Origin of the sequence: Pseudoalteromonas sp. SR41-8, assembly GCF_014163915.1 — a bacterium.
GTDB lineage: Bacteria > Pseudomonadota > Gammaproteobacteria > Enterobacterales > Alteromonadaceae > Pseudoalteromonas > Pseudoalteromonas rhizosphaerae.
Genome location: NZ_JACJEE010000002.1, coordinates 110828 through 130298 on the forward strand (window position 1 = coordinate 110828; position 19471 = coordinate 130298).

At 40.5% G+C, this 19471-nt stretch carries 21 protein-coding genes; 7 read left to right on the top strand and 14 right to left on the bottom strand.

What is annotated here, in order from left to right; translation table 11 throughout:
- The first annotated feature begins 8 nt into the window (after positions 1-8).
- The gene (locus H5162_RS02075; RefSeq protein WP_182777516.1) at positions 9-860 is read left to right on the top strand and encodes a universal stress protein; all 852 of its coding nucleotides are present in this window, start codon (positions 9-11) and stop codon (positions 858-860) included.
- 219 nt (positions 861-1079) lie between these two features.
- Here H5162_RS02075 and H5162_RS02080 read toward each other — a convergent pair whose 3' ends face one another.
- The gene (locus H5162_RS02080) at positions 1080-1973 is read right to left on the bottom strand and encodes a TIGR01777 family oxidoreductase (protein WP_145233619.1); all 894 of its coding nucleotides are present in this window, start codon (positions 1971-1973) and stop codon (positions 1080-1082) included.
- 132 nt (positions 1974-2105) lie between these two features.
- Between H5162_RS02080 and H5162_RS02085 the strand changes: the two genes are divergently transcribed.
- Positions 2106-3146 (top strand): AI-2E family transporter, encoded by a 1041-nt coding sequence (locus H5162_RS02085; RefSeq protein WP_182757681.1) that lies wholly within the window; start codon positions 2106-2108, stop codon positions 3144-3146.
- Positions 3147-3158: 12 nt separating this feature from the next.
- Here H5162_RS02085 and H5162_RS02090 read toward each other — a convergent pair whose 3' ends face one another.
- From H5162_RS02090 to H5162_RS02110, 5 genes are all read right to left on the bottom strand, one after another.
- Entirely contained in the window at positions 3159-3569 is a 411-nt protein-coding gene (locus H5162_RS02090; protein ID WP_145233626.1) for a hypothetical protein, read from the bottom strand.
- Entirely contained in the window at positions 3556-4893 is a 1338-nt protein-coding gene (locus tag H5162_RS02095; RefSeq protein WP_182777518.1) for an ATP-binding protein, read from the bottom strand. The genes H5162_RS02090 and H5162_RS02095 overlap by 14 nt, the downstream gene beginning before the upstream one ends.
- Positions 4887-5561: a response regulator transcription factor gene (locus H5162_RS02100; RefSeq protein ID WP_016709350.1), complete on the bottom strand. Its 675-nt coding sequence runs from the start codon at positions 5559-5561 to the stop codon at positions 4887-4889. The genes H5162_RS02095 and H5162_RS02100 overlap by 7 nt, the downstream gene beginning before the upstream one ends.
- Positions 5562-5564: 3 nt before the next feature.
- Positions 5565-5828 (bottom strand): PepSY domain-containing protein, encoded by a 264-nt coding sequence (locus H5162_RS02105; RefSeq protein ID WP_145233630.1) that lies wholly within the window; start codon positions 5826-5828, stop codon positions 5565-5567.
- A 218-nt stretch (positions 5829-6046) separates the two neighbouring features.
- On the bottom strand, positions 6047-6349 hold the full coding sequence (locus H5162_RS02110) for a YciI family protein (RefSeq protein WP_145233632.1): 303 nt from the start codon (positions 6347-6349) through the stop codon (positions 6047-6049).
- 316 nt (positions 6350-6665) lie between these two features.
- On the opposite strand from H5162_RS02110, the gene H5162_RS02115 reads away from it, so the two are divergent.
- The gene (locus H5162_RS02115; protein ID WP_145233634.1) at positions 6666-8090 is read left to right on the top strand and encodes a sodium-dependent transporter; all 1425 of its coding nucleotides are present in this window, start codon (positions 6666-6668) and stop codon (positions 8088-8090) included.
- Positions 8091-8156: 66 nt separating this feature from the next.
- On the opposite strand, the gene H5162_RS02120 is transcribed toward H5162_RS02115, so the two are convergent.
- Together H5162_RS02120 and H5162_RS02125 are read right to left on the bottom strand one after the other, a co-directional pair.
- Positions 8157-8798, bottom strand: a complete 642-nt coding sequence (locus H5162_RS02120) for a CPBP family intramembrane glutamic endopeptidase (protein ID WP_145233636.1) — start codon at positions 8796-8798, stop codon at positions 8157-8159.
- A 60-nt stretch (positions 8799-8858) separates the two neighbouring features.
- Positions 8859-9452, bottom strand: coding sequence for an inner membrane-spanning protein YciB (locus tag H5162_RS02125; protein WP_182777520.1), 594 nt, complete (start codon positions 9450-9452; stop codon positions 8859-8861).
- 174 nt (positions 9453-9626) lie between these two features.
- Between H5162_RS02125 and H5162_RS02130 the strand changes: the two genes are divergently transcribed.
- Complete coding sequence (locus H5162_RS02130; protein WP_145233641.1) at positions 9627-9896, top strand: HU family DNA-binding protein; 270 nt, start codon at positions 9627-9629, stop codon at positions 9894-9896.
- Positions 9897-9956: 60 nt separating this feature from the next.
- Here H5162_RS02130 and trpA read toward each other — a convergent pair whose 3' ends face one another.
- From trpA to H5162_RS02160, 6 genes are read right to left on the bottom strand one after another with little or no spacing between them, the layout of a single operon-like run.
- A complete protein-coding gene (trpA, locus tag H5162_RS02135) occupies positions 9957-10787 on the bottom strand; it encodes a tryptophan synthase subunit alpha (RefSeq protein WP_182731444.1) in 831 nt (276 codons plus the stop codon).
- Positions 10784-11968: a tryptophan synthase subunit beta gene (gene trpB / locus H5162_RS02140; RefSeq protein WP_145233645.1), complete on the bottom strand. Its 1185-nt coding sequence runs from the start codon at positions 11966-11968 to the stop codon at positions 10784-10786. The genes trpA and trpB overlap by 4 nt, the downstream gene beginning before the upstream one ends.
- A 7-nt stretch (positions 11969-11975) precedes the next feature.
- A complete protein-coding gene (trpCF, locus tag H5162_RS02145) occupies positions 11976-13340 on the bottom strand; it encodes a bifunctional indole-3-glycerol-phosphate synthase TrpC/phosphoribosylanthranilate isomerase TrpF (RefSeq protein WP_145233647.1) in 1365 nt (454 codons plus the stop codon).
- On the bottom strand, positions 13333-14361 hold the full coding sequence (gene trpD, locus H5162_RS02150; RefSeq protein ID WP_149981183.1) for an anthranilate phosphoribosyltransferase: 1029 nt from the start codon (positions 14359-14361) through the stop codon (positions 13333-13335). The genes trpCF and trpD overlap by 8 nt, the downstream gene beginning before the upstream one ends.
- A gap of 53 nt (positions 14362-14414) precedes the next feature.
- Complete coding sequence (locus H5162_RS02155; protein ID WP_182777522.1) at positions 14415-15032, bottom strand: aminodeoxychorismate/anthranilate synthase component II; 618 nt, start codon at positions 15030-15032, stop codon at positions 14415-14417.
- 1 nt (position 15033) lies between these two features.
- Positions 15034-16602, bottom strand: a complete 1569-nt coding sequence (locus tag H5162_RS02160; protein WP_182777524.1) for an anthranilate synthase component 1 — start codon at positions 16600-16602, stop codon at positions 15034-15036.
- A gap of 423 nt (positions 16603-17025) precedes the next feature.
- On the opposite strand from H5162_RS02160, the gene rnm reads away from it, so the two are divergent.
- From rnm to H5162_RS02175, 3 genes are read left to right on the top strand one after another with little or no spacing between them, the layout of a single operon-like run.
- Entirely contained in the window at positions 17026-17883 is an 858-nt protein-coding gene (gene rnm / locus H5162_RS02165) for an RNase RNM (RefSeq protein WP_145233653.1), read from the top strand.
- On the top strand, positions 17876-18496 hold the full coding sequence (locus tag H5162_RS02170) for an L-threonylcarbamoyladenylate synthase (protein ID WP_145233655.1): 621 nt from the start codon (positions 17876-17878) through the stop codon (positions 18494-18496). The genes rnm and H5162_RS02170 overlap by 8 nt, the downstream gene beginning before the upstream one ends.
- A 15-nt stretch (positions 18497-18511) precedes the next feature.
- Complete coding sequence (locus tag H5162_RS02175; RefSeq protein WP_182731448.1) at positions 18512-19345, top strand: ScpA family protein; 834 nt, start codon at positions 18512-18514, stop codon at positions 19343-19345.
- Positions 19346-19471: the final 126 nt, after the last annotated feature.

Here is a 19471-nt window from a genome sequence, read left to right on the forward strand (position 1 = left end):
AGAGCACAATGAATAAAATTATTACTTGTATAGATGGCTCAGTTTACACAGATGATGTGTGTAAGGCGGGGATTTGGGCGGCCAAGAAACTTAATAAATCGATGCTATTTTTGCATGCCATAGAAAAACAAAACGCTGCTGTGATTGACGACTTAAGTGGCATAATTGGTTTTGGTGCAACTACATCATTATTATCAGAGATGGCGACACTGGATGAGCAACGCAGTAAATTAGCATTGCAAATAGGCAAAGAAATGTTAGATCACGCGAGTGTATTTGCTAGCCAACAAGGGTGTAAGTCAATTGAAAGTAAGCAGCGCCATAGCGGTATTGTTGAGGCAATTTGCGACCTTGAAGATGCAGCGCGACTGATTGTTATTGGCCGAAGCGGTAAAACTCACGAACAGAATTTTAAAGCTATTGGGTCGCATATTGAGCAGGTTATTCGCCATGTTCATACACCTATTTTAATTGCCAATCGTCACTTTAGTGAGCCGAACAACTTTATGCTTGCTTATGATGGACGAGAAACAGCAGATAAAATGGTTAAACAGATTATTGCTGGTGGTTTGTTGCATCATTTAACGTGTCATTTGGTGACTGTAGAAAATGGCAAACATGATTTGTTGGAAAAATTTAAACGCACCGAAGCGTTGCTTATTGAAAGTGGTTTTGAAGTCAAATCAAGTATTTTAGAGGGTAATATTTTTAGTTCTTTAATGGCATATAAAACTAAAAATAAAATAGCAATGCTGGTAATGGGGGCCTTTTCGCATTCAAAAATAGCACATGCTTTTTTGGGCAGTAACACCCTAAAAATGATAGAAAACACGCTATTGCCGTTAGTTATTTTACGCTAAACTACCATCTAATCGAGATGTAAAAAGATACTTATAGCTAAATAAACGTTTTAGAAGCTTCCGATAGAGCTCTAGATAGATGCTGTAAATTCGCTTAATATCGTATCTCATAATGTGGACCTTAACATTAAGTAATGAAAACATTATGAGAAATACCGGCCAACTAGCCCATTTTGACTAGTTCTATTGCCATATAGTAATCTAGCATAAATACTGCGTTCACTTTAATAAATTCGTAAGTGCAGTATCTAATGTCTTATAACGAAAGCAATAGCTGCTTTCAAGAGCTTTAGTTGGTTGTACATATTGTCCGTAAAGCAGCAAATCTGCCATTTCACCCATTACTAATTTTAGAACCCATGCAGGCATAGTTATTTTTGCTGGTCGATTTAATACTTTACCTAAGCTTTGACTAAATTCGCTATTTGATACAGGTGTTGGGGCGGTCATATTAATTGCGCCACTGAGTTGCACATTATTGATAATGTGTATAATTAAATTAATCATATCCTCGATATGTATCCATGACATGCCTTGCTGGCCATCAGCAATAGGACCACCTAGTGCTAATTTAAATGGCGGTAACATTTTGGCTAATGCACCACCATTGTTAGCTAAAACGATACCTGTACGTAATAAACATACTCGAGTATTGATTGATTCTGCTTGCAGGGCGGCTTGTTCCCAATCATGGCATAGCTGATGACTAAATTCAGGGGTCACATCAACAAAGCTTTCGTCAATTACGGTGGTTGATTGGCGACCGTAAAATCCGACCGCACTGCCTGATATAAAAGTATGCGGCGGTGTATCGCATTGGTTAATTGCAGCGCTAATTTGTTGAGTGATCGTAATACGGCTGTCTCGCAGTATTTGTTTTTGTTTTTCACTCCAGCGTTTATTTACTATGGGTTCACCGGCTAAATTGATAACGCAATCGAGATTGTTAAAATCAACCTCTTCAAGGGAGTCAGTCGCATTAATGTTCTCACCTAACAGTTTTGTCGCATTTGCAGGATTGCGGGTGAGCACTGTCAATTGATGTTCTTTGTTTAGCTCAGGGCACAAATGACGACCGATCAGGCCTGTTGCGCCGGTTATTAAGATATGCATAGCAATAAAACTCTTTTAGTAATTATGTAATCGTTATACGTAGAGTAGGCTGCTTTGATCACTTTGCAAATATTTCATTTTACAGACTTTTCACATACACTAGCTGCAGTTTATATTTTAAAGGATTGTAGTTTGGCTAGTTTAACTGGGGTAAACAAAAGTTTAGTTATCTTTGCAGCGTTGGTGATTGCTTTAGCTGGTATTAAAGCGGCAAGTATAATTGTCATTCCGTTTGTACTTGCAGCATTTATTGCCATTATTTGTAGTCCTTTATTAAGTTTTTTTGGTCGTTACAAAATACCTAAAGGCATCGCGATCATGCTAGTGATGTTGATGGTGGTTGGCTTAGGGGTTAGCCTTGCCAGCTTAGTCGGGCAATCATTGACTGACTTTTCACAGCATTTACCTGAATATAAAAGTAAGTTACAGGATGAGTTTATTTGGCTGGTTGATGTTGCTGCCAAGTACAATATTTTGCTCAATAAAGAGCAAGTTATATCAATGTTCGACCCGGGAAAAATGATTGATGTTGCCACCGGTATGCTGACTGGCTTAGGTGGCGTGATGGCAAATTTGTTCTTAATTATTTTAACTGTGGTATTTATGCTTTTTGAAGGGCCTATGCTTAGTCATAAAATTCATATGGCATTAGACGATCCTGATATGAAAATGCAGCAAATAGACCGTTTTTTAAATTCTATTAACTCTTATTTAGCGATCAAAACAGTGGTAAGCGTTGGTACAGGCATATTAGCTGGGCTACTACTGTGGATCTTAAATGTTGACTACTTCGTGTTATGGGGGGTAATGGCATTTATGTTTAATTACATTCCTAATATTGGCTCTATTATTGCTGCTATCCCAGCAGTTTTATTAGCTTTGATCACGCAAGGACCATTGGTCGCAGGGATTGTAGCAGTAGGGTATTTAACTATTAATACCGTGATGGGTAATATAGTTGAACCAAAGTACATGGGTAAAGGTTTAGGACTGTCGACCTTAGTGGTATTTTTATCACTCATCTTTTGGGGTTGGCTGATTGGCACGGTAGGTATGTTGTTATCGGTGCCATTGACGATGATTGTTAAAATAGCCTTAGAAGCCAGCGACGAAGGGCGCTGGTTAGCGACTCTGTTAGGTAATGGTGAAGAAATCGAGTCACCTTCTAAATAACCACCGTGGTGGTCAGATAGGTTGTTTTAATACAGTAATGTGCTGCTCTAATATACGCAATTCACAGCGCTTATATACAATTGCAGCCTGGGTGGCGTTGGGTACTTTGTGTAAATAACGCCATTTACAGCTGTCTTCCAGGTATTTTTGGTAATTGATAATGCTACGTTTAAAAATTGGTAGCAACTGAGAGTTACCGGTATCTTCTTGGATTTTATTTAAATCTAAAGTGATTTTATTTATCCAGGTTTGTTGAATACGGGTTAAGGTCTCTATCTGTTTATCTAAACATTGAATATATTTTTTAGCTTCATCAGGTGTTGCTTGCTCAACGACTGTACATTGCTCTTCTGCTGCAAACGTTGTTGTACTTAGTGCTAAAAGCAGCCCAGATACAGCTATTAACCAGTTATTTTTTATCATTATAATTAAACTCTAAAATAAATTTCGCGCCGCCTAAGGTATCAGCATCTAAAATAGTCAGGTTACCGTGATACGACTTTACTAAATCTGACACAATCGCCATACCGACACCGTGTCCGCTTTCGTAGGTGTCCAAGCGGGTACCACGAGTAAGCAGGGATTCGCGTTTATCAACCGGCACACCGGGTCCATCATCACTAATAGCGATAGTGAGGTTGCGTTTTTGAATGACTTGGATATCGACTTGTGAGCGACAAGCTTTACAGGCGTTATCAATTAAGTTACCGAGTAGTTCGAGTAAATCAGTTTTGTCACCTAAAAAGTAATCTTTGTCTTTAACCGCATGGGTAAAAATAATATCTTTATCGCGGTAAACTTTACTCATTGCATTGAGGATTGAATCTAGCACCGGCTTAATGGCTGTTTGTTTTTTCCATGTATCAGCTGCACCCGTTGCAGCGCGTTTTAATTGGTGTTCGATCATCACATTTATACGGTCAAGCTGCTCTTGGGCATCGGCATCGTTGGCAAGCGGGCTCGATTTTAATACTGCCAGTGGCGTTTTAAGTGCGTGAGCTAAGTCGCTTAAAGACGCACGATAGCGCTCTTTTTGGCGTTGCTGAGTTTCGAGTAGTAAATTTAAATCGGCTTTTATAGTTTGCAGCTCAACAGGATAAAGTCCTTTAATTTCTTGAATATCACCTGACTCAATGGCTTTTATTTCTTTATCCAGTCGTTGCAACGGCCGCGCGCTCCACACAAAGCCCACAGCCATTAATGCTGCAATGGCTACACCCATGACGTACATCCAGTTTACAAGGGTTTGCTTAAAACCATCCATTAAGCGCAGTAGAGCATCGTTGCGTTTTAATAAAATAAAGCGAGCATGCTCTGACTGGTCAATGTTATTTAAAATAACGGTTAGGCTAAGTTGCCAATACACGGTATTTTTATATTCCACACGACGAAAGTCGGCAGCGCCTGCTTTGGTTTCTAGTTCGTCAGGCACAAAGTTAACATTTACCGCCGACTCAGAGTGCCATACAGGCTGTTCTTCACGATAGATCATCGCATAAGTATCAGAATTTAAACGATTCAATTCAGGAGCTAAAATAGTGCTGGGCATGATAATGCCGCGCTCAGTAAAATCGACTTCTGAAATTAAAGAATATAAATGGGCTTCGAGGGTTTTTTCGGTGGCTTCGACTAACGAAGCATAGTATGCCTTACCAATAGAGAAGAATAAAATGGGTAAAGCGACCAATAAAACAAAGACAAGGATAAATCCTTGCCTTACTTTTAACGGTATTTGCGATGCTACCACTGACTTTTAAGCCTGTAACCGCGTCCGCGTAGTGTTTCTACTGGGTTTAAAGTACCATCAGGGTCAAGCTTTTTACGTAAGCGCAGTACGAATACTTCGATTACATTTGAATCTAAATCAAAGTCCTGATCATATATGTGCTCTGTTAGCTCAGATTTGGAAATCACTTTTTGTGGATTAACCATTAAATACTCAAGCACTTTGTATTCGTATGCGGTGAGACTTAGCTCTCGGTCATCAACCCACACTTGTTGTGAGCGGGTGTGAATTTTAATAGGCCCAGCAGTCATTTCAGGATTTGCTTTACCTGCGCTACGACGGATCAACGCGTTACACCGCGCTATTAACTCTTCAACATGAAATGGTTTAGTTAAATAGTCATCAGCACCAGCATCAAGTCCTTCAACTTTATCTTGCCAACGGTCACGTGCTGTTAAAATCAGAATTGGAATTGTAATCCCTTGTGCGCGGGCTTTATTGATCAGTTCAATACCGTCAATTTTTGGTAAGCCTAAATCAACTACCGCCATATCAAGAGGATATTCTGTGATGTGAAATAAACCAGCTTCGCCATCATGACAGAGATCGACACTATAACGTTCTTTTTCTAATGCATTACGCAGATTGTCTGCTAAGTGTAAATCATCTTCAATTACTAAAATTCGCATTTCTTAATCCTTCTTCACTTCGCCGGTCTTTTTATTGACATGAACGTCGACGACATGGCCGTCCGATTTTAATATTCTTACAGTATAAATATCGTTAAGTACGGTAATTTTAAGAGTTTTACCATCTTCGACTTTTTTAGCAAGCTCAACAGCTTGTTTTTTATTTATCTCAGCTTTATTGACTTGAGATGCAGCTTGGCTACTAGTCGAAAAAACACTCGAAAATAGCACAGTGATGGCGACGCTGAGAGCTAACACAGTACGCATGATGAGAAACTCCTAAACCAGACCTGAATAGTTTAATGAACCAAGTAGCTATAATTCAAGTGAAAAATCACTAAATCTGATGATTCAATGCAGCAGAGTTTAATTAACATCCGGTGAACAAACACTGAATTGTGGTGATTTGACTCAAAGTCTTATACCCATTGCATTAAAATCTGGTTCATTTAAATAAAATAATCCTGTTTGATTGTTGGTTTTACTTAGCCAGGAAAAACTTTTTTAAACGGTTTAACTTGTGAGTTTTCATATACGCCGCCGTTGACGTAAGGATCTGCTGCAGCCCATTCGCGAGCTGCTTCTAATGAGCTAAATTCTGCAATCACTAAAGAACCAGTAAAACCAGCGTCAGCTGGCTCGGCGCTATCAATGGCAGGTAATGGACCTGCTGTCAGTAATCGGCCTTGCTCGTCTAATTCTTGTAAGCGTGCTAAATGAGCAGGGCGGGCGGCTTTTCTTAATTCTAAGCTATTTTCAACATCAGTTGAGTAAATCATATACAACATGGTGTGTTCTCTGGATTTGAATATTATTGGAATTATGCTGATATTAGCACAGCAAAATTAATAGGCGAATAAATTACGATTAGTTTAGAGCGCTATTAAAGCGCGAAAGCTTTACGCAGTTTTTAGTTAACTTTCGAGGCTGTAAATTGATGCTGCGATTTAATCACTGTTAGCTTGAACAAATTTTAATCTTAAAAGAACAACAACCTCTAAGGTTTACAGTATCATTATATTTTTAAGCGGAATCTGCTTGAAAAGCCCAGCACAACACTGGTAGAGTCGCTTGAATGGTACAAAATAATAATAAGGTTTTTAAATGAGCGATACTCGTGAGCATTTTAGCTCCCGCCTTGGATTTATATTAGCAGCTGCTGGCTCTGCGGTCGGTATTGGTAATTTGGTTGGTTTTCCAGTCTCAGCAACAAAAAATGGTGGTGGTGCTTTTTTGCTCGTTTACGCGCTGTTTGTTGTGTTTATTTGTTTGCCAGTAATGATGGCAGAGATGGCAATGGGACGCCAAGCACAAAAAGATCCATTAGGCTCTTACAAGTTATTATCTGGTAATGATACTAAGTGGAGTTTTGCTGGCTTTTTAGCAGTATTAACCCCGTTTATGATTGCTGTGTTTTATATGGTTATCACGGTATGGATTTTTGGTTATTTAAGCCAAGTTGCGGTTGGTAACTTAGATGTGTTGGCTGATCCAAAAAGCTTTGGGGTGTTTATTAATAGTTCCAGCGTGTTTGCGTATATGGCTGCTGTGGCATTAATTGTTAATTTGATTTTAGTCGGTGGTGTTAAGCAAGGGATTGAAAAAGCAGCTAAGTTTTTAATGCCAGCATTGTTCGTATTGCTAATCGCATTAGTGGCGTATGTATTGACGCTAGACAATGCTATGGCTGGCGTTAAGTACTATATTATCCCTGATTTTTCTAAGATGAATGCCAGTGTCTTGAACGGTGCATTAGCGCAAGCGTTTTTCTCATTGTCGTTGGGTATGGGTATATTGATGACTTACGCTTCATATATCTCGAAAAAGGATGACATTGTTGGCAGTGCTAAAATGGTTGCACTGACTGATTCACTGGTGGCGTTTATTGCCGGTCTTATGGTGCTACCAGCTATCTTTAGTTTTAACCCAGATACTGATCCTACTAAATTGTCTGACTCATCTGTGTCGATGATTTTTGAGTTTTTACCAAAGATTTTACTCGCGCTACAAACTGATATTGGCTATGTTGGTGCATCAATTGTTGCGTTTGTGTTTTTCTTGCTGGTATTTTTTGCTGCAATTACCTCGTTGGTATCCATCGTTGAGGTGCCAACAGCTACGCTAAGTGACCGTAAAGGCATAAGTCGTAAAATGGCGTTACTGATATTAACTGGTAGCATCGGTGTACTGACAGTGTTATGTACTATGTCGTTTGGTATGGTTGAAGGGTTAACTTCATTTACTAACTATGGTGGAGCGTCTAAAAGCTTATTTGATATTGTGTATGATGTATTTTACGACACTATCTTGCCATTGAATGGTTTAATGGTATGTTTATTCGTGATGTATCGCTGGAAAAAAGTACGTTTAAGTGAAGAGCTAAGCCAAGGTTGTCCAGGCTATGCAGGTAGCTTTACTGAAAAATACGTTAATTTTTCGCTATCAACCTTTATTCCGGTAATTTTAGTAGTTATATTTATTAATACCGTAGCGACTAAGTTTTTTGCTATGAGCATTTTCGGTTTTTAATTAATACAACTAATTGAGCTTCCCATAATTAAGCCGTGTTAAGTATTATTAGCACGGCTTTTTCAGTTAAGAGATTGTTGCCGAATCTAAGTACTGACCTATTCCTAATGTAAACATCCACAGTCCCCATAAGCTGTGTTCGATAACGCAGACAAACGTGGAGCGGCTTTGAGCATAGGTAAATGCAAATAATAACCCGCCTATAAATGCCAGTAGTACTGCTACCCAATTAGCATAAACAATATGCGCTAAAGCAAATACTGTGGCGCTAACAATTATGCGCACCGTTTTTTTTGGCATGATGCGTTTATAACGATGAAAAAAATAGGTTCGAAATATCAACTCTTGCGGCATGACTGACAATAATGGATAGAACGCGAGTAACATTAACCAGTCATTAAATGAGTTTCGAGGCAGCATAAACCAATTACCTTGATTAATGATCCCGTAAAAAACCCCTGAAAACAGTGCGCCGATAAAAAAGAAACTAAACAGTCGGCGTTTCACTGCGGAAAATTGACCAAGGCTGGTAAGTCTAAAGCGTTTAAAGTGGGGATCGCCTAGCAGCAACATACCGCAGACACTCATTAACACGATTAACGCGGGGATCAGCCAATTAGCAAGGTAGGCACGAAGGTAAAAACCCAGCAAAGGAAGGCATACAAATATAAAGGTAAATTCAAACCAGCGGTATTGATTGGCGTTCAAGGTCGTCTCAGCGTGATTTTGTATACTAGGCTAACAAGCTAAGACGACATATTTATGACATTAAGAGCGCTTTTTATTGTCTACTTTGGGCTCATCTTCATCGGGTAAATATTTATACAACATGATGATAGTGGCAAAAAGACTGACAAATGTGATCCCCATTAAGCCAAACACTTTAAAGTTAACCCAAAAATCTAGAGAAAAGTTATAAGCGATATAGATATTTAACGCTGATATTCCCGCTGTGATCGCTATCCACAATATGTTGAGTTTATCCCAAAGCGACTTAGGTACGGTAATTTCTTGCTCAGAGTCTGATGCATTATTTAAAATGGCACTGAGTGCTTGTTTAACTAAATTTTTACCAAGAAAGTAGCGACTGATCAATAAGCTTAATGAGAGCACAGCGTAGATGATAGTGGCTTTCCACTTCACAAATTGTTCATCATGAAACACCAGCGTAAGAGTGCCTAAAATCACTGCAATGGCAAAAAACAACCATTGGCGTGTAGGCACTTTGCCTATTTTAAAATAAGAATAAGCGACCTGCAGAAAAGTGGTGCCCATTAATAATGCCGTTGCCCAGTAAATATCAACTAACTTGAATACCGCAAAAAATAAAATTAGCGGAATAAACTCAATTATTGCATGCATAGAATGCCCAAAAAATAAAACCAAAGAATAGTTGCAGAGGTTGTATCAACTTATTGTGTTGTTTACAAGGTTGACTTAGTAGTTACTAACCCTTAGCCTGCGTGCCTTTGTATTCAATCATTACCAAAATCTGCTGAACAGTGACTGAGTAAGCGGTATTTTTAGGAGCATTTTATGAATAAAGCACAACTGATTAGTGCAATGTCTGCACACAGTGAATTAACTAAAAAAGATTCTCAAGCGGCGTTATCAAGCATGCTTGCAGCCATCACTAAATCATTATCAGAAGGTGATCAAGTGCAAGTAAATGGCTTTGGCACGTTTGCGTTAAGTTATTATCCCGCACGTACAGGACGCAATCCACAAACGGGAGAGGCAATAGACATTGAAGGCGCTAACAAGCCTGTATTTAAAGCAGCAAAAGCGTTGAAAGAGAGTCTTTAACGCGTTTGATTACCAGAAAAGGGCCGCAACAGGCCCTTTTCTTATTTTCGAAGTATGAACTTACAGCGCAGTTGCAGCTTTCATGCTCGCTACGAACTCTTGTAAACCACTGAGCATAGCTTGAGGGGTATCGAGATTCGCTTCAATAATTTTCACTACCGCCGAGCCAGATATAGCACCTGCTGCACCGGCATTAAGTGCTGCTTTTACATCATCAGGGGTTGAAATCCCAAAACCTAATAACGCAGGGGCGCTGTGGTATTCTTTTAGTTTAGTGACAATTGATGTCGCCGGCATTTGTGCTTTAGTTTCTGTGCCTGTTACACCCGCACGGGATAGCAAATAAGTATAACCACGGCCATAAGAGGCACATTCGCGTAAAGTGTCATCAGGTGCGTTAGGCGTGGCTATAAAAATGGGGTCAATGCCATTACTCATTGCCGCTTTGCGAAACATTTTAGATTCATGAAGCGGCACATCTGCAACTAGAATTGAGTCAACGCCAACTGCTTTGGCATCTTGGTAAAAAGCCTCTAAACCGCGTTTAAACACTAAGTTCGAATACAACAATAAACCAATTGGGATATCAGCATTGTACTGGCGTACTTGCTTTATGATATCAAAGCAATCTTGGGTATTTATATTTACTTTAAGGGCGCGAATATTGGCAGCTTGAATAACTGGACCATCTGCTATTGGGTCTGAAAATGGAATACCCAGCTCTAAGCCATCAGCGCCGCCATCAATTAAGCTTTTGATTATTTCAACGCTCAGTTCTTTATTTGGATCGCCAATTGTAACAAACGGCACAAATGCACCTTGATTTAGCTCGCTTAAACGGGCGAACATTTTACCGTAGCGGTCTGTTTTTTGAATTGCTGTCTGGCTCATAACTGATCCCCTTTAGAAAGTACATCCATAACGTGTGATAAGTCTTTGTCGCCGCGACCACTTAAATTCACTACTAAAATTGACTCTTCAGTTTGCTGCTCTGCATACTTCAGTGCGTAAGCTAGTGCATGACTTGATTCGAGCGCAGGAATAATCCCTTCGTTTTTAGCCAGTAATTGGAATGCTTCTAATGCTTCGGTATCTGTAATACCCACATATTGCGCACGGCCAGTTTCATGTAAAAACGCATGTTGTGGGCCAACAGCTGGGTAATCAAGACCCGCTGAGACAGAATATGATTCCTCAATCTGGCCATCATCATTTTGCATTATATAGGTATAAGTACCGTGCAAAATACCTTTAGTTCCTTTACAGATTGTTGCACCGTGCTCGTGGGTATCAAGCCCTTTGCCAGCGGGCTCTACGCCAATGAGTTTTACACTTGGCTCGTCAATAAAATCTGTAAACATACCAATGGCGTTAGAGCCACCGCCTACACAAGCAAGCACCGCATCAGGTAGGCGACCTTCAGCTTTTAATACTTGTTGTTTTGCTTCTTCACCAATCACTTTTTGGAACTCACGAACGATGGTAGGGAATGGGTGAGGACCTGCAGCAGTACCAAGTAAGTAATGCGCTTCTTTATAATTTGCTGACCAATCACGAAGCGCTTCGTTTACGGCATCTTTTAATGTGCCAGAGCCTGCAGTAACCGGGATCACTTCAGCGCCCATTAGTTTCATTCTAAATACGTTTGGTTGTTGGCGTGCCACGTCTTTAGCGCCCATATAAATACGGCATTTTAAACCAAGTAATGCACACGCAAGCGCCGTTGCAACGCCGTGTTGGCCTGCGCCTGTTTCAGCAATAACTTGTTTTTTACCCATGCGTTGAGTTAATAGTGCTTGGCCTAACACCTGATTCGTTTTGTGCGCGCCACCGTGCAGTAAGTCTTCACGCTTTAAGTATAATTTTACTTTTGGGTTTTTAATTAAGTTACGCGTTAATGTCAGCGGCGTAGGACGGCCAGCATATTCATTAAGTAACTTTTCCAGTTCAGCTTGAAAAGCCGGATCTGTTTGCGATTTATTAAATTCGTTTTCGAGTTGTTTAAGTGCTGGTACTAGCAATTCTGGGACAAACATGCCGCCAAATTCGCCGAAATAAGCTGGATTATTCATATTAACCTCAATATTTACGGATGCTGATAAATGCATCATTTAATTTGTTTGGGCATTTTTTACCGGCGCTTTGCTCAACCCCTGAATTTAGGTCGAGTCCATGCGCACCTTGATATAATGCACCTTGAATATTTTCTGGGTTTAAGCCACCAGCAAGCATAAATGGCTGCTTAGTCTCTTTGAGTATTGCCCAATCAAAGGTCTTACCGGTACCGCCGGCTTGCGTATCGCTGTGAGTATCGTATAAGTGGCGATCAACGCCATTGACAGGTGCTGGCAAGCTATCCTTCACAGCTTGTGCCTTCCAAATCTGGCAATTACTTGGTAGCAAAGGACGCAGTTCGTTTATATAGACTGCATCTTCTTGGCCATGTAATTGCACTGCTGCAAGCTTTAAGCTCTGAGCATGATTGACAACGTCTGCGATTGTTGCGTTTACAAATACGCCTACATAAGCAAGCGGGGCACTTTGCATAACTTGTTTTGCACAATCTAAATCAACAAAACGAGGGGATTTAGGTGCAAAAATTAGCCCCCCATAAACGGCACCACTTTCATAAGCGGCAATGGCATCTTGGCTACGGGTTAAGCCACAAACTTTGTTTTCACCTAAAATTACGCTTCGACAAGCGCGCTCTAAATCACGCTCAGCCATCAGTGAACTACCGATTAAAAAGCCATTACACAACGGGGCCAAGCGTTTTACATCTTGGTGTGTGTAAATACCTGATTCTGAAATAACCACTTTGTTATCAGGAATAAGCTTTCTTAGTGCCTCAGTGGTAGCTAAGTTTGTGCTCAAATCACGTAAATCACGGTTATTAATACCAATAATTTGCGCATTGAGTGCCAGAGCTCGATGTACTTCAGCTTCGTTACTCACTTCGGTGAGGATTGCCATGTTTAGGCTTTTTGCAACTTTTTCAAGCGATTGATATTGCGTATCATCGAGTACTGACAACATTAATAAAATAGCATCGCCGCCATAAATACGGGCCAAATAAATTTGGTATTCATCAATAAAGAAATCTTTACAGATCAATGGTTGCTCTACTTGACTGCGCACAAATTCGAGATAATCAAAACTACCCTGAAAATATTTTTCATCGGTTAACACACTGATGCAGCTAGCGTAGTTTTTATAAACACGGGTGATCTCGGCTAAATCAAACGGCTCTCGAATAAGGCCTTTTGACGGCGAGGCCTTTTTGCATTCCAAAATAAACTGAGTGCCAGGCGCTGCAAGGGCTTTATAAAAATCACGATTTGTGGGTATTGCTTGATGCTTAAAGCTCTCAAGAGGGCGCTTGGATTTGCGTTCAATGAGCTCTATTTTTTTATCTGCAACTATTTTGTCTAATACATTAGCCATTACTTACCTCGGAGTTTGCGTATTCTTTATTACTGCTTATGACAATGGCATTTAAGGTATTCAATGCACGGCCGCTTTGTAAAACCTCTTTAACTTGCATCGCGGCACTTTTAAAATCGTCGGCTTTATTGGTTAAATAAAGCAACGCAGCAACGTTAACAATAATGGCCGCATTGTGCGCGTCGGTGCCGTTACCAGCTAAAATAGCCATGCTAGCCTTGGCGTTATATTCTGGCCCTTCACCGGCAAGTTGTTCAAGTGAATAGTTTGCAAGACCAAAATCAGCAGGGGTAAGTGTGTACTGGCTGATTTTTCCGTTGTTAAGCTCTGCTACGGTCGTTTCACCGTGCAAGGCTATTTCATCGGTGCCCGAGCCATGAACGACCATTGCGCGCGGTGTACCTAACGTTTTTAAGGTGTGTGCCATCGCTAAGCATAAACTTTCATCATATACCCCCAATAATTGCACATCCGGTGCTGCTGGATTTGCCAATGGCCCTAAAATATTAAAAATAGTACGGGTTTTTAAGGTCGTTCGCACACCCATAGCATGGCGTACGCCGCTGTGATAATGCGGAGCAAACAAAAACGTAAAGCCGGTTTGCTCTAAACACTGCGCCGCGTGTGCTGGGTTCATGTCTATATTGATGCCCAATGCTTTGAGTAAATCAGCGGAGCCGGAGTTACTCGAAACACTGCGATTACCGTGTTTGACCATATTTATACCGCAAGCTGCAGCAACGATGGCGGCGGTGGTGCTAATATTAATAGTGTTTGAGCCATCGCCGCCAGTGCCACAACTATCGACAAGGTTTGTTAAGTGAGTAATAAAAGGTATCGCATTAGCACGCATCGATGCGGCTGCTCCTGCGATTTCGTCGCTTACTTCACCTTTTATTTTCAGTGCCACTAAGATGGCTGCCAGTTCGATGTCATTTACTTTGCCTTGCATAATGGCATCAAATAACTGTTGGCTTTGACTAAAGCTTAATGATGTTTGCGTTAATAACACATCAATCATTGAGCCAATGCTCGCCTCACTGGCTGATTGTTGGTTTACTGACATACTATCCTCTACTGCTGTGCACTGGCTAAAAATTGCATACTTTGTTGAAGTAGCGCGGCGCCATTGGGCGTCAAAATAGACTCAGGATGAAATTGATAGCCAAGGGCTTTATCGTCACGATGATAAATTGCCATCGGTATTGACTCATAGTGGGCTATCACTGCAACACTGTCGGGTACTTTCGTGGCCATCAGTGAATGATAACGTGCCACAGGCATACGTTCACCCATACCTGCAAATACTGGGTGCTCACCAAGCTCAATGATTGATGATTTACCATGTACGGTTTCTCCAGCATGGCCAATAATACCGCCATAACTTTGTGTTAGTGCTTGTTGGCCAAGGCAAATCCCCAACATTGGAAAACGGCCTTTGCATAGTTCAATCAATGCCATTAAGCAGCCCGCCGCAGTGGGGGTACCTGGGCCCGGCGACAGTACTAAAATCACTGGTTTCGTTTCCGCACACATTTTGTCATAAATCACCTGCGCGTTTATGTTGTTACGATATACCACTAAATCGCTGCCTAACATAGAAAGTTCATCGACTAAGTTATAACTAAATGAATCAAAATTATCTAAAAAGTAGATTTTTAAGTCCGTTAAGTTGTTTATGTTTTGACTCATTTTAGTGTCCTTGGTACGTCGATTGAATGGCTGTAATAACCGCTTGTGCTTTAGCACGAGTCTCATTGGCTTCAGATTGAGGGTCTGAGTCAAACACAACTCCGGCACCGGCTTGTACATACGCGGTATTATTTTTAACAAAGGCCGAGCGAATAACAATGCAACTGTCCATGGCGCCGTCACCGGTTAAATAACCTACCGCACCACCGTAACTACCACGGCGCTTACCTTCAGTTTGCCTTACCAACTCTGCCGCGCTGACTTTAGGCGCACCAACTAAAGTGCCCATGTTCATACAGGCTTGGTAAGCGTGTAGGGCATCCAGCTGAGGTTTTAATGTGCCAACAACGCGTGACACTAAATGCATTACTTGCGAATAACGGTCGACTTTTAATAGCTCTTTTGCGTGGCGAGTTCCCGGGACACTGATACGAGCTACGTCATTTCGTGCTAAATCAACCAACATTAAATGCTCAGCACGCTCTTTTTGGTCGTTGCGCAGTTCCAGTTCAATACGACTGTCTAAATCTGGATTAATTTGGCCATTAGCAAACTTTCCTCGTGGGCGAGTTCCTGCAATTGGATATACTTCAACTTGTTGTGATGTAGCACAAAACTTTAAAGCTGACTCAGGAGAGGCACCAAATAACGCAAATTCACTGTCGCGCATATAAAACATGTACGGGCTTGGATTTTGTTTTTTTAGTTGGCTGTAGGCATGTAGTGGGTTGGCGCAAGCTAACGAGAAGGTACGCGATGGCACAACTTGAAAAATATCGCCATCGACAATGTGTTTTTTCAAACTATTGACCTGTTGGCAATAGAGCTCGTCACTAATATCAACACTGACGTCACTGCTGCCAGCACTTTGCTGCGCACTATAGCTATCGGCTTGGTCGCATAAGGTATTTAAACGTTCGAGCTTTTTACCCACTTCAAAACAGTTTGCATGCACATCAGGGCCATTAAAAACGTTACCAATCAGCTCAGTGGTTTTAGCTTGGTGATCAATTACCACTAAGGTTTCAGCTAAATAAAATACGTAATCAGGACAGCTATTTTCTCCATCTGGTACATCACTCAGTTGTTCAAAGTTGGCTACCATGTCGTAAGCAAACACACCGCCTAAAAATAACGAAAATGGATTGTTTGTGGTGCTGCTGATACTATTTATACAACAGCGCAAGGCACTAAAAGCATTATCGGCAATCAGCTTTGAGGCTTCATCAATATTATGATCGATAGCTTGATATTCGATGCTGAGAGTTTGCTTGTTTAATTGAGTATGGCAGTTTTCTAATTTAGTTTGTAAATAAGGCAGTAATTGCTGACCATTATTAGATTGCGCCGTTACTGTGACTGTTTTACCTGTGCAGATTATTTTTAGTGCACAATCTACCAAAATTAAACTTTTGACACTGTCTTTAGAATCAATTTCTGCTGACTCTAAGAGTAATGAATTATCTTTATCAAGCAATCCATATAGTGCCAATGGGCTATGTATATATTCTCGCACTTCGGTGATGCTAGTAACTTCACCTGGCGTTGTTGTTATATGACTAAAAATCAAACCTCATTCCCTCAAAAAAATAAAACCCCGCAAGCTAAGCTATGCGGGGTTTGAATAACGATACCTATGTTTCAGATAGACCATTACCGTCCCGCTATACCAGGCGCCACCACCAATGATGTGTAAAAGTTGCTACGTTATTCATGTTTGTTACCCTAAAATTTAAATATAAAAAAACCCGCAATAAGCGGGTTTAGAATGTGTTAGACACGACAATTCATCACCCGATAATTTACGAGTGCCACCACCAGATAGTGTTTTGGATTGAATTTATCATTGTTGTAATTCTATTTGTGTCTCAAGTGACTACAGTAAACCGTATCAACTGCGTTAGTGTCAAGTATTTATTTAAAACAATTTATTAAAAAATTTTGTTATACTTAATAACAACTTTCGCACATTTAATATGAGCAGTCTTCTCTTTTGATAAAATACGATTTACACAGTCATACCACACATTCTGACGGGCAATTAACTGTTGAGCAATTATTATTGCGTGCAGTTGAAAAAAATATAGATGTGTTTGCGATCACTGATCACGACACCACTGCTGCGGTTAAACCTGCACAAGCATATATAGAAAGCGAATCTCTACCATTAACCTTGATATCAGGGGTTGAAATTTCCACTAAGTGGGAAAGTTTTGAGATCCACATCGTGGCATTAAACGTAGATATTGACGAGTCAACATTGACCAGCTTATTGACTATCCAACAGCAAAAACGTGCTGATAGAGCTGTCGAGATCGGTCGTCGTTTAGAGAAAAATGGCTTTGATGGCATTTATCAACAAGCGCAAGAGCTTGCCGCAGATGCACAAATTACCCGTGCACATTATGCAAGAGCACTTATTGCTCGTGGCGTTGCAACCACAATTCCTGGGGTGTTTAAAAAATACCTTGGCCGCGCTAAAACGGGTTATGTACCAAGCGATTGGTGTGATATGCAAACCGCCATTGCCGCCATTCATGCCGCAGGTGGCGTTGCTGTGATTGCCCACCCTGGGCGTTATCAAATGTCAAATAAATGGCTGCGCAAATTATTGAGTCAGTTTAAAGATGCCGGTGGCGATGCAATGGAAGTTGCACAACCACAACAAGCACCGACTGAGCGACAGTTTTTAGGCGAATTGAGCCGTGAATACGATTTACTGTGTTCGCAAGGATCTGATTTTCATTTTCCTACTAGTTGGCTAGAATTAGGAAAAAACTTATATTTGCCAAAAGATTGCCAAGGCGTTTGGCAAACTTGGGAAGGGCAAACAGGAGAACTAAATGAGTGATTTTTTTCATATTCATCCGGATAATCCACAACCACGCTTAATTAATCAAGCGGTCGACATTATCAAACAAGGTGGTGTGGTGGTATACCCAACCGATTCAGGCTATGCAATAGGCTGTAATTTAGGTAACAAACAAGCAAAAGAGCGTATTGAGCGCATCCGTGGTATTGAAAAACACCATAACTTTACCTTAGTATGTCGTGATCTATCTGAGCTTTCTACTTATGCACGAGTAGATAACCAACTATTTAGATTAATTAAAAACAATACACCCGGGCCTTATACGTTTATCTTTAAAGGCACTAAAGAAGTACCAAAACGTTTGTTAAACGACAAGAAAAAAACCATTGGTATTCGTGTAATAGAACATCCAATTACCTGCGCATTGCTAGCAGAGTTAGGTGAGCCATTGATGTCGTGTTCATTAATTTTACCCGGTGAGCAGTTTACTGAGTCTGATCCGGACGAGATACGTGATCGCATAGGTAATCAAGTTGATTTAATTATTCATGGCGGCTATTTAGCTGAGCAAGCAACCACAGTAATCGACCTGTCAGAAGATACAGTTGAGGTGCTGCGTGTAGGCTGTGGCGATACAGCTCCATTTGAATAACTACGCCGATAAACCATGAACGAACTACATACTGATGATGTAGCTCAAATACGAGAGCCGGCGCAACAAAAGTTGCCGCTGGCTTTTTTGCATGGCAAAGAAGTAATGAATACCCCGGAAGATTTGTATATTCCGCCAGACGCTCTAGAAGTAATTTTAGAAACCTTTGAAGGGCCACTTGATTTATTACTATATTTAATAAAAAAACATAAGTTAGATATTCTGGAATTGTCGATTTTTAGCATTACTGAACAATATGTCCGTTATGTTGAAATGATGACCGAGTTCCAATTGGAGCTTGCTGGTGAATATTTGGTGATGGCGGCATTACTTGCACAAATAAAATCACGACTATTACTGCCAAAACATGAAGAGCTTGAGGAAGAAGAAGATCCACGGGCTGAATTAATTCGTCGTTTACAAGAGTATGAACAATTTAAGCTAGCTGCGCAGAACCTTGATGATATTCCACGTGTTGGCCGTGATATTTTTATTGCCCACGCATTAGTGCCTGAGCAGAGCGAGCATGCTCAATTGTTACCGGATGTTGATTTAAAAGATTTACTATTTGCGCTCAGTGATGTGATGGCGCGAGCTAAAACTTTTGAGCATCATCAAATAACCGCAGAAGCTTTATCAACTCGCGAAAGAATGAGTTTAATTTTGCAAAAGTTATCGACAGCCGGCACGCAACTTCCTTTCACTGACTTATTCACTTTTGACGAAGGCCGCAGTGGTGTAGTGGTTAGCTTTATTGCTATGCTAGAGCTCATCAAAGAAAACCTTATCACTTGCTTGCAAGTCGATCCTACAACACAAATTTATATCGGTTTGATTGAAAATAATTAAACAATTATTAGGGTGATGATGTTTATCATTGATTAACTTGCTAACTTGCTAACTTGCTAACTTCCTAAATTTAATCTTAATTGTGCATATACGCACATAACTTGTTTGTTATTAGCTATTTTCTTC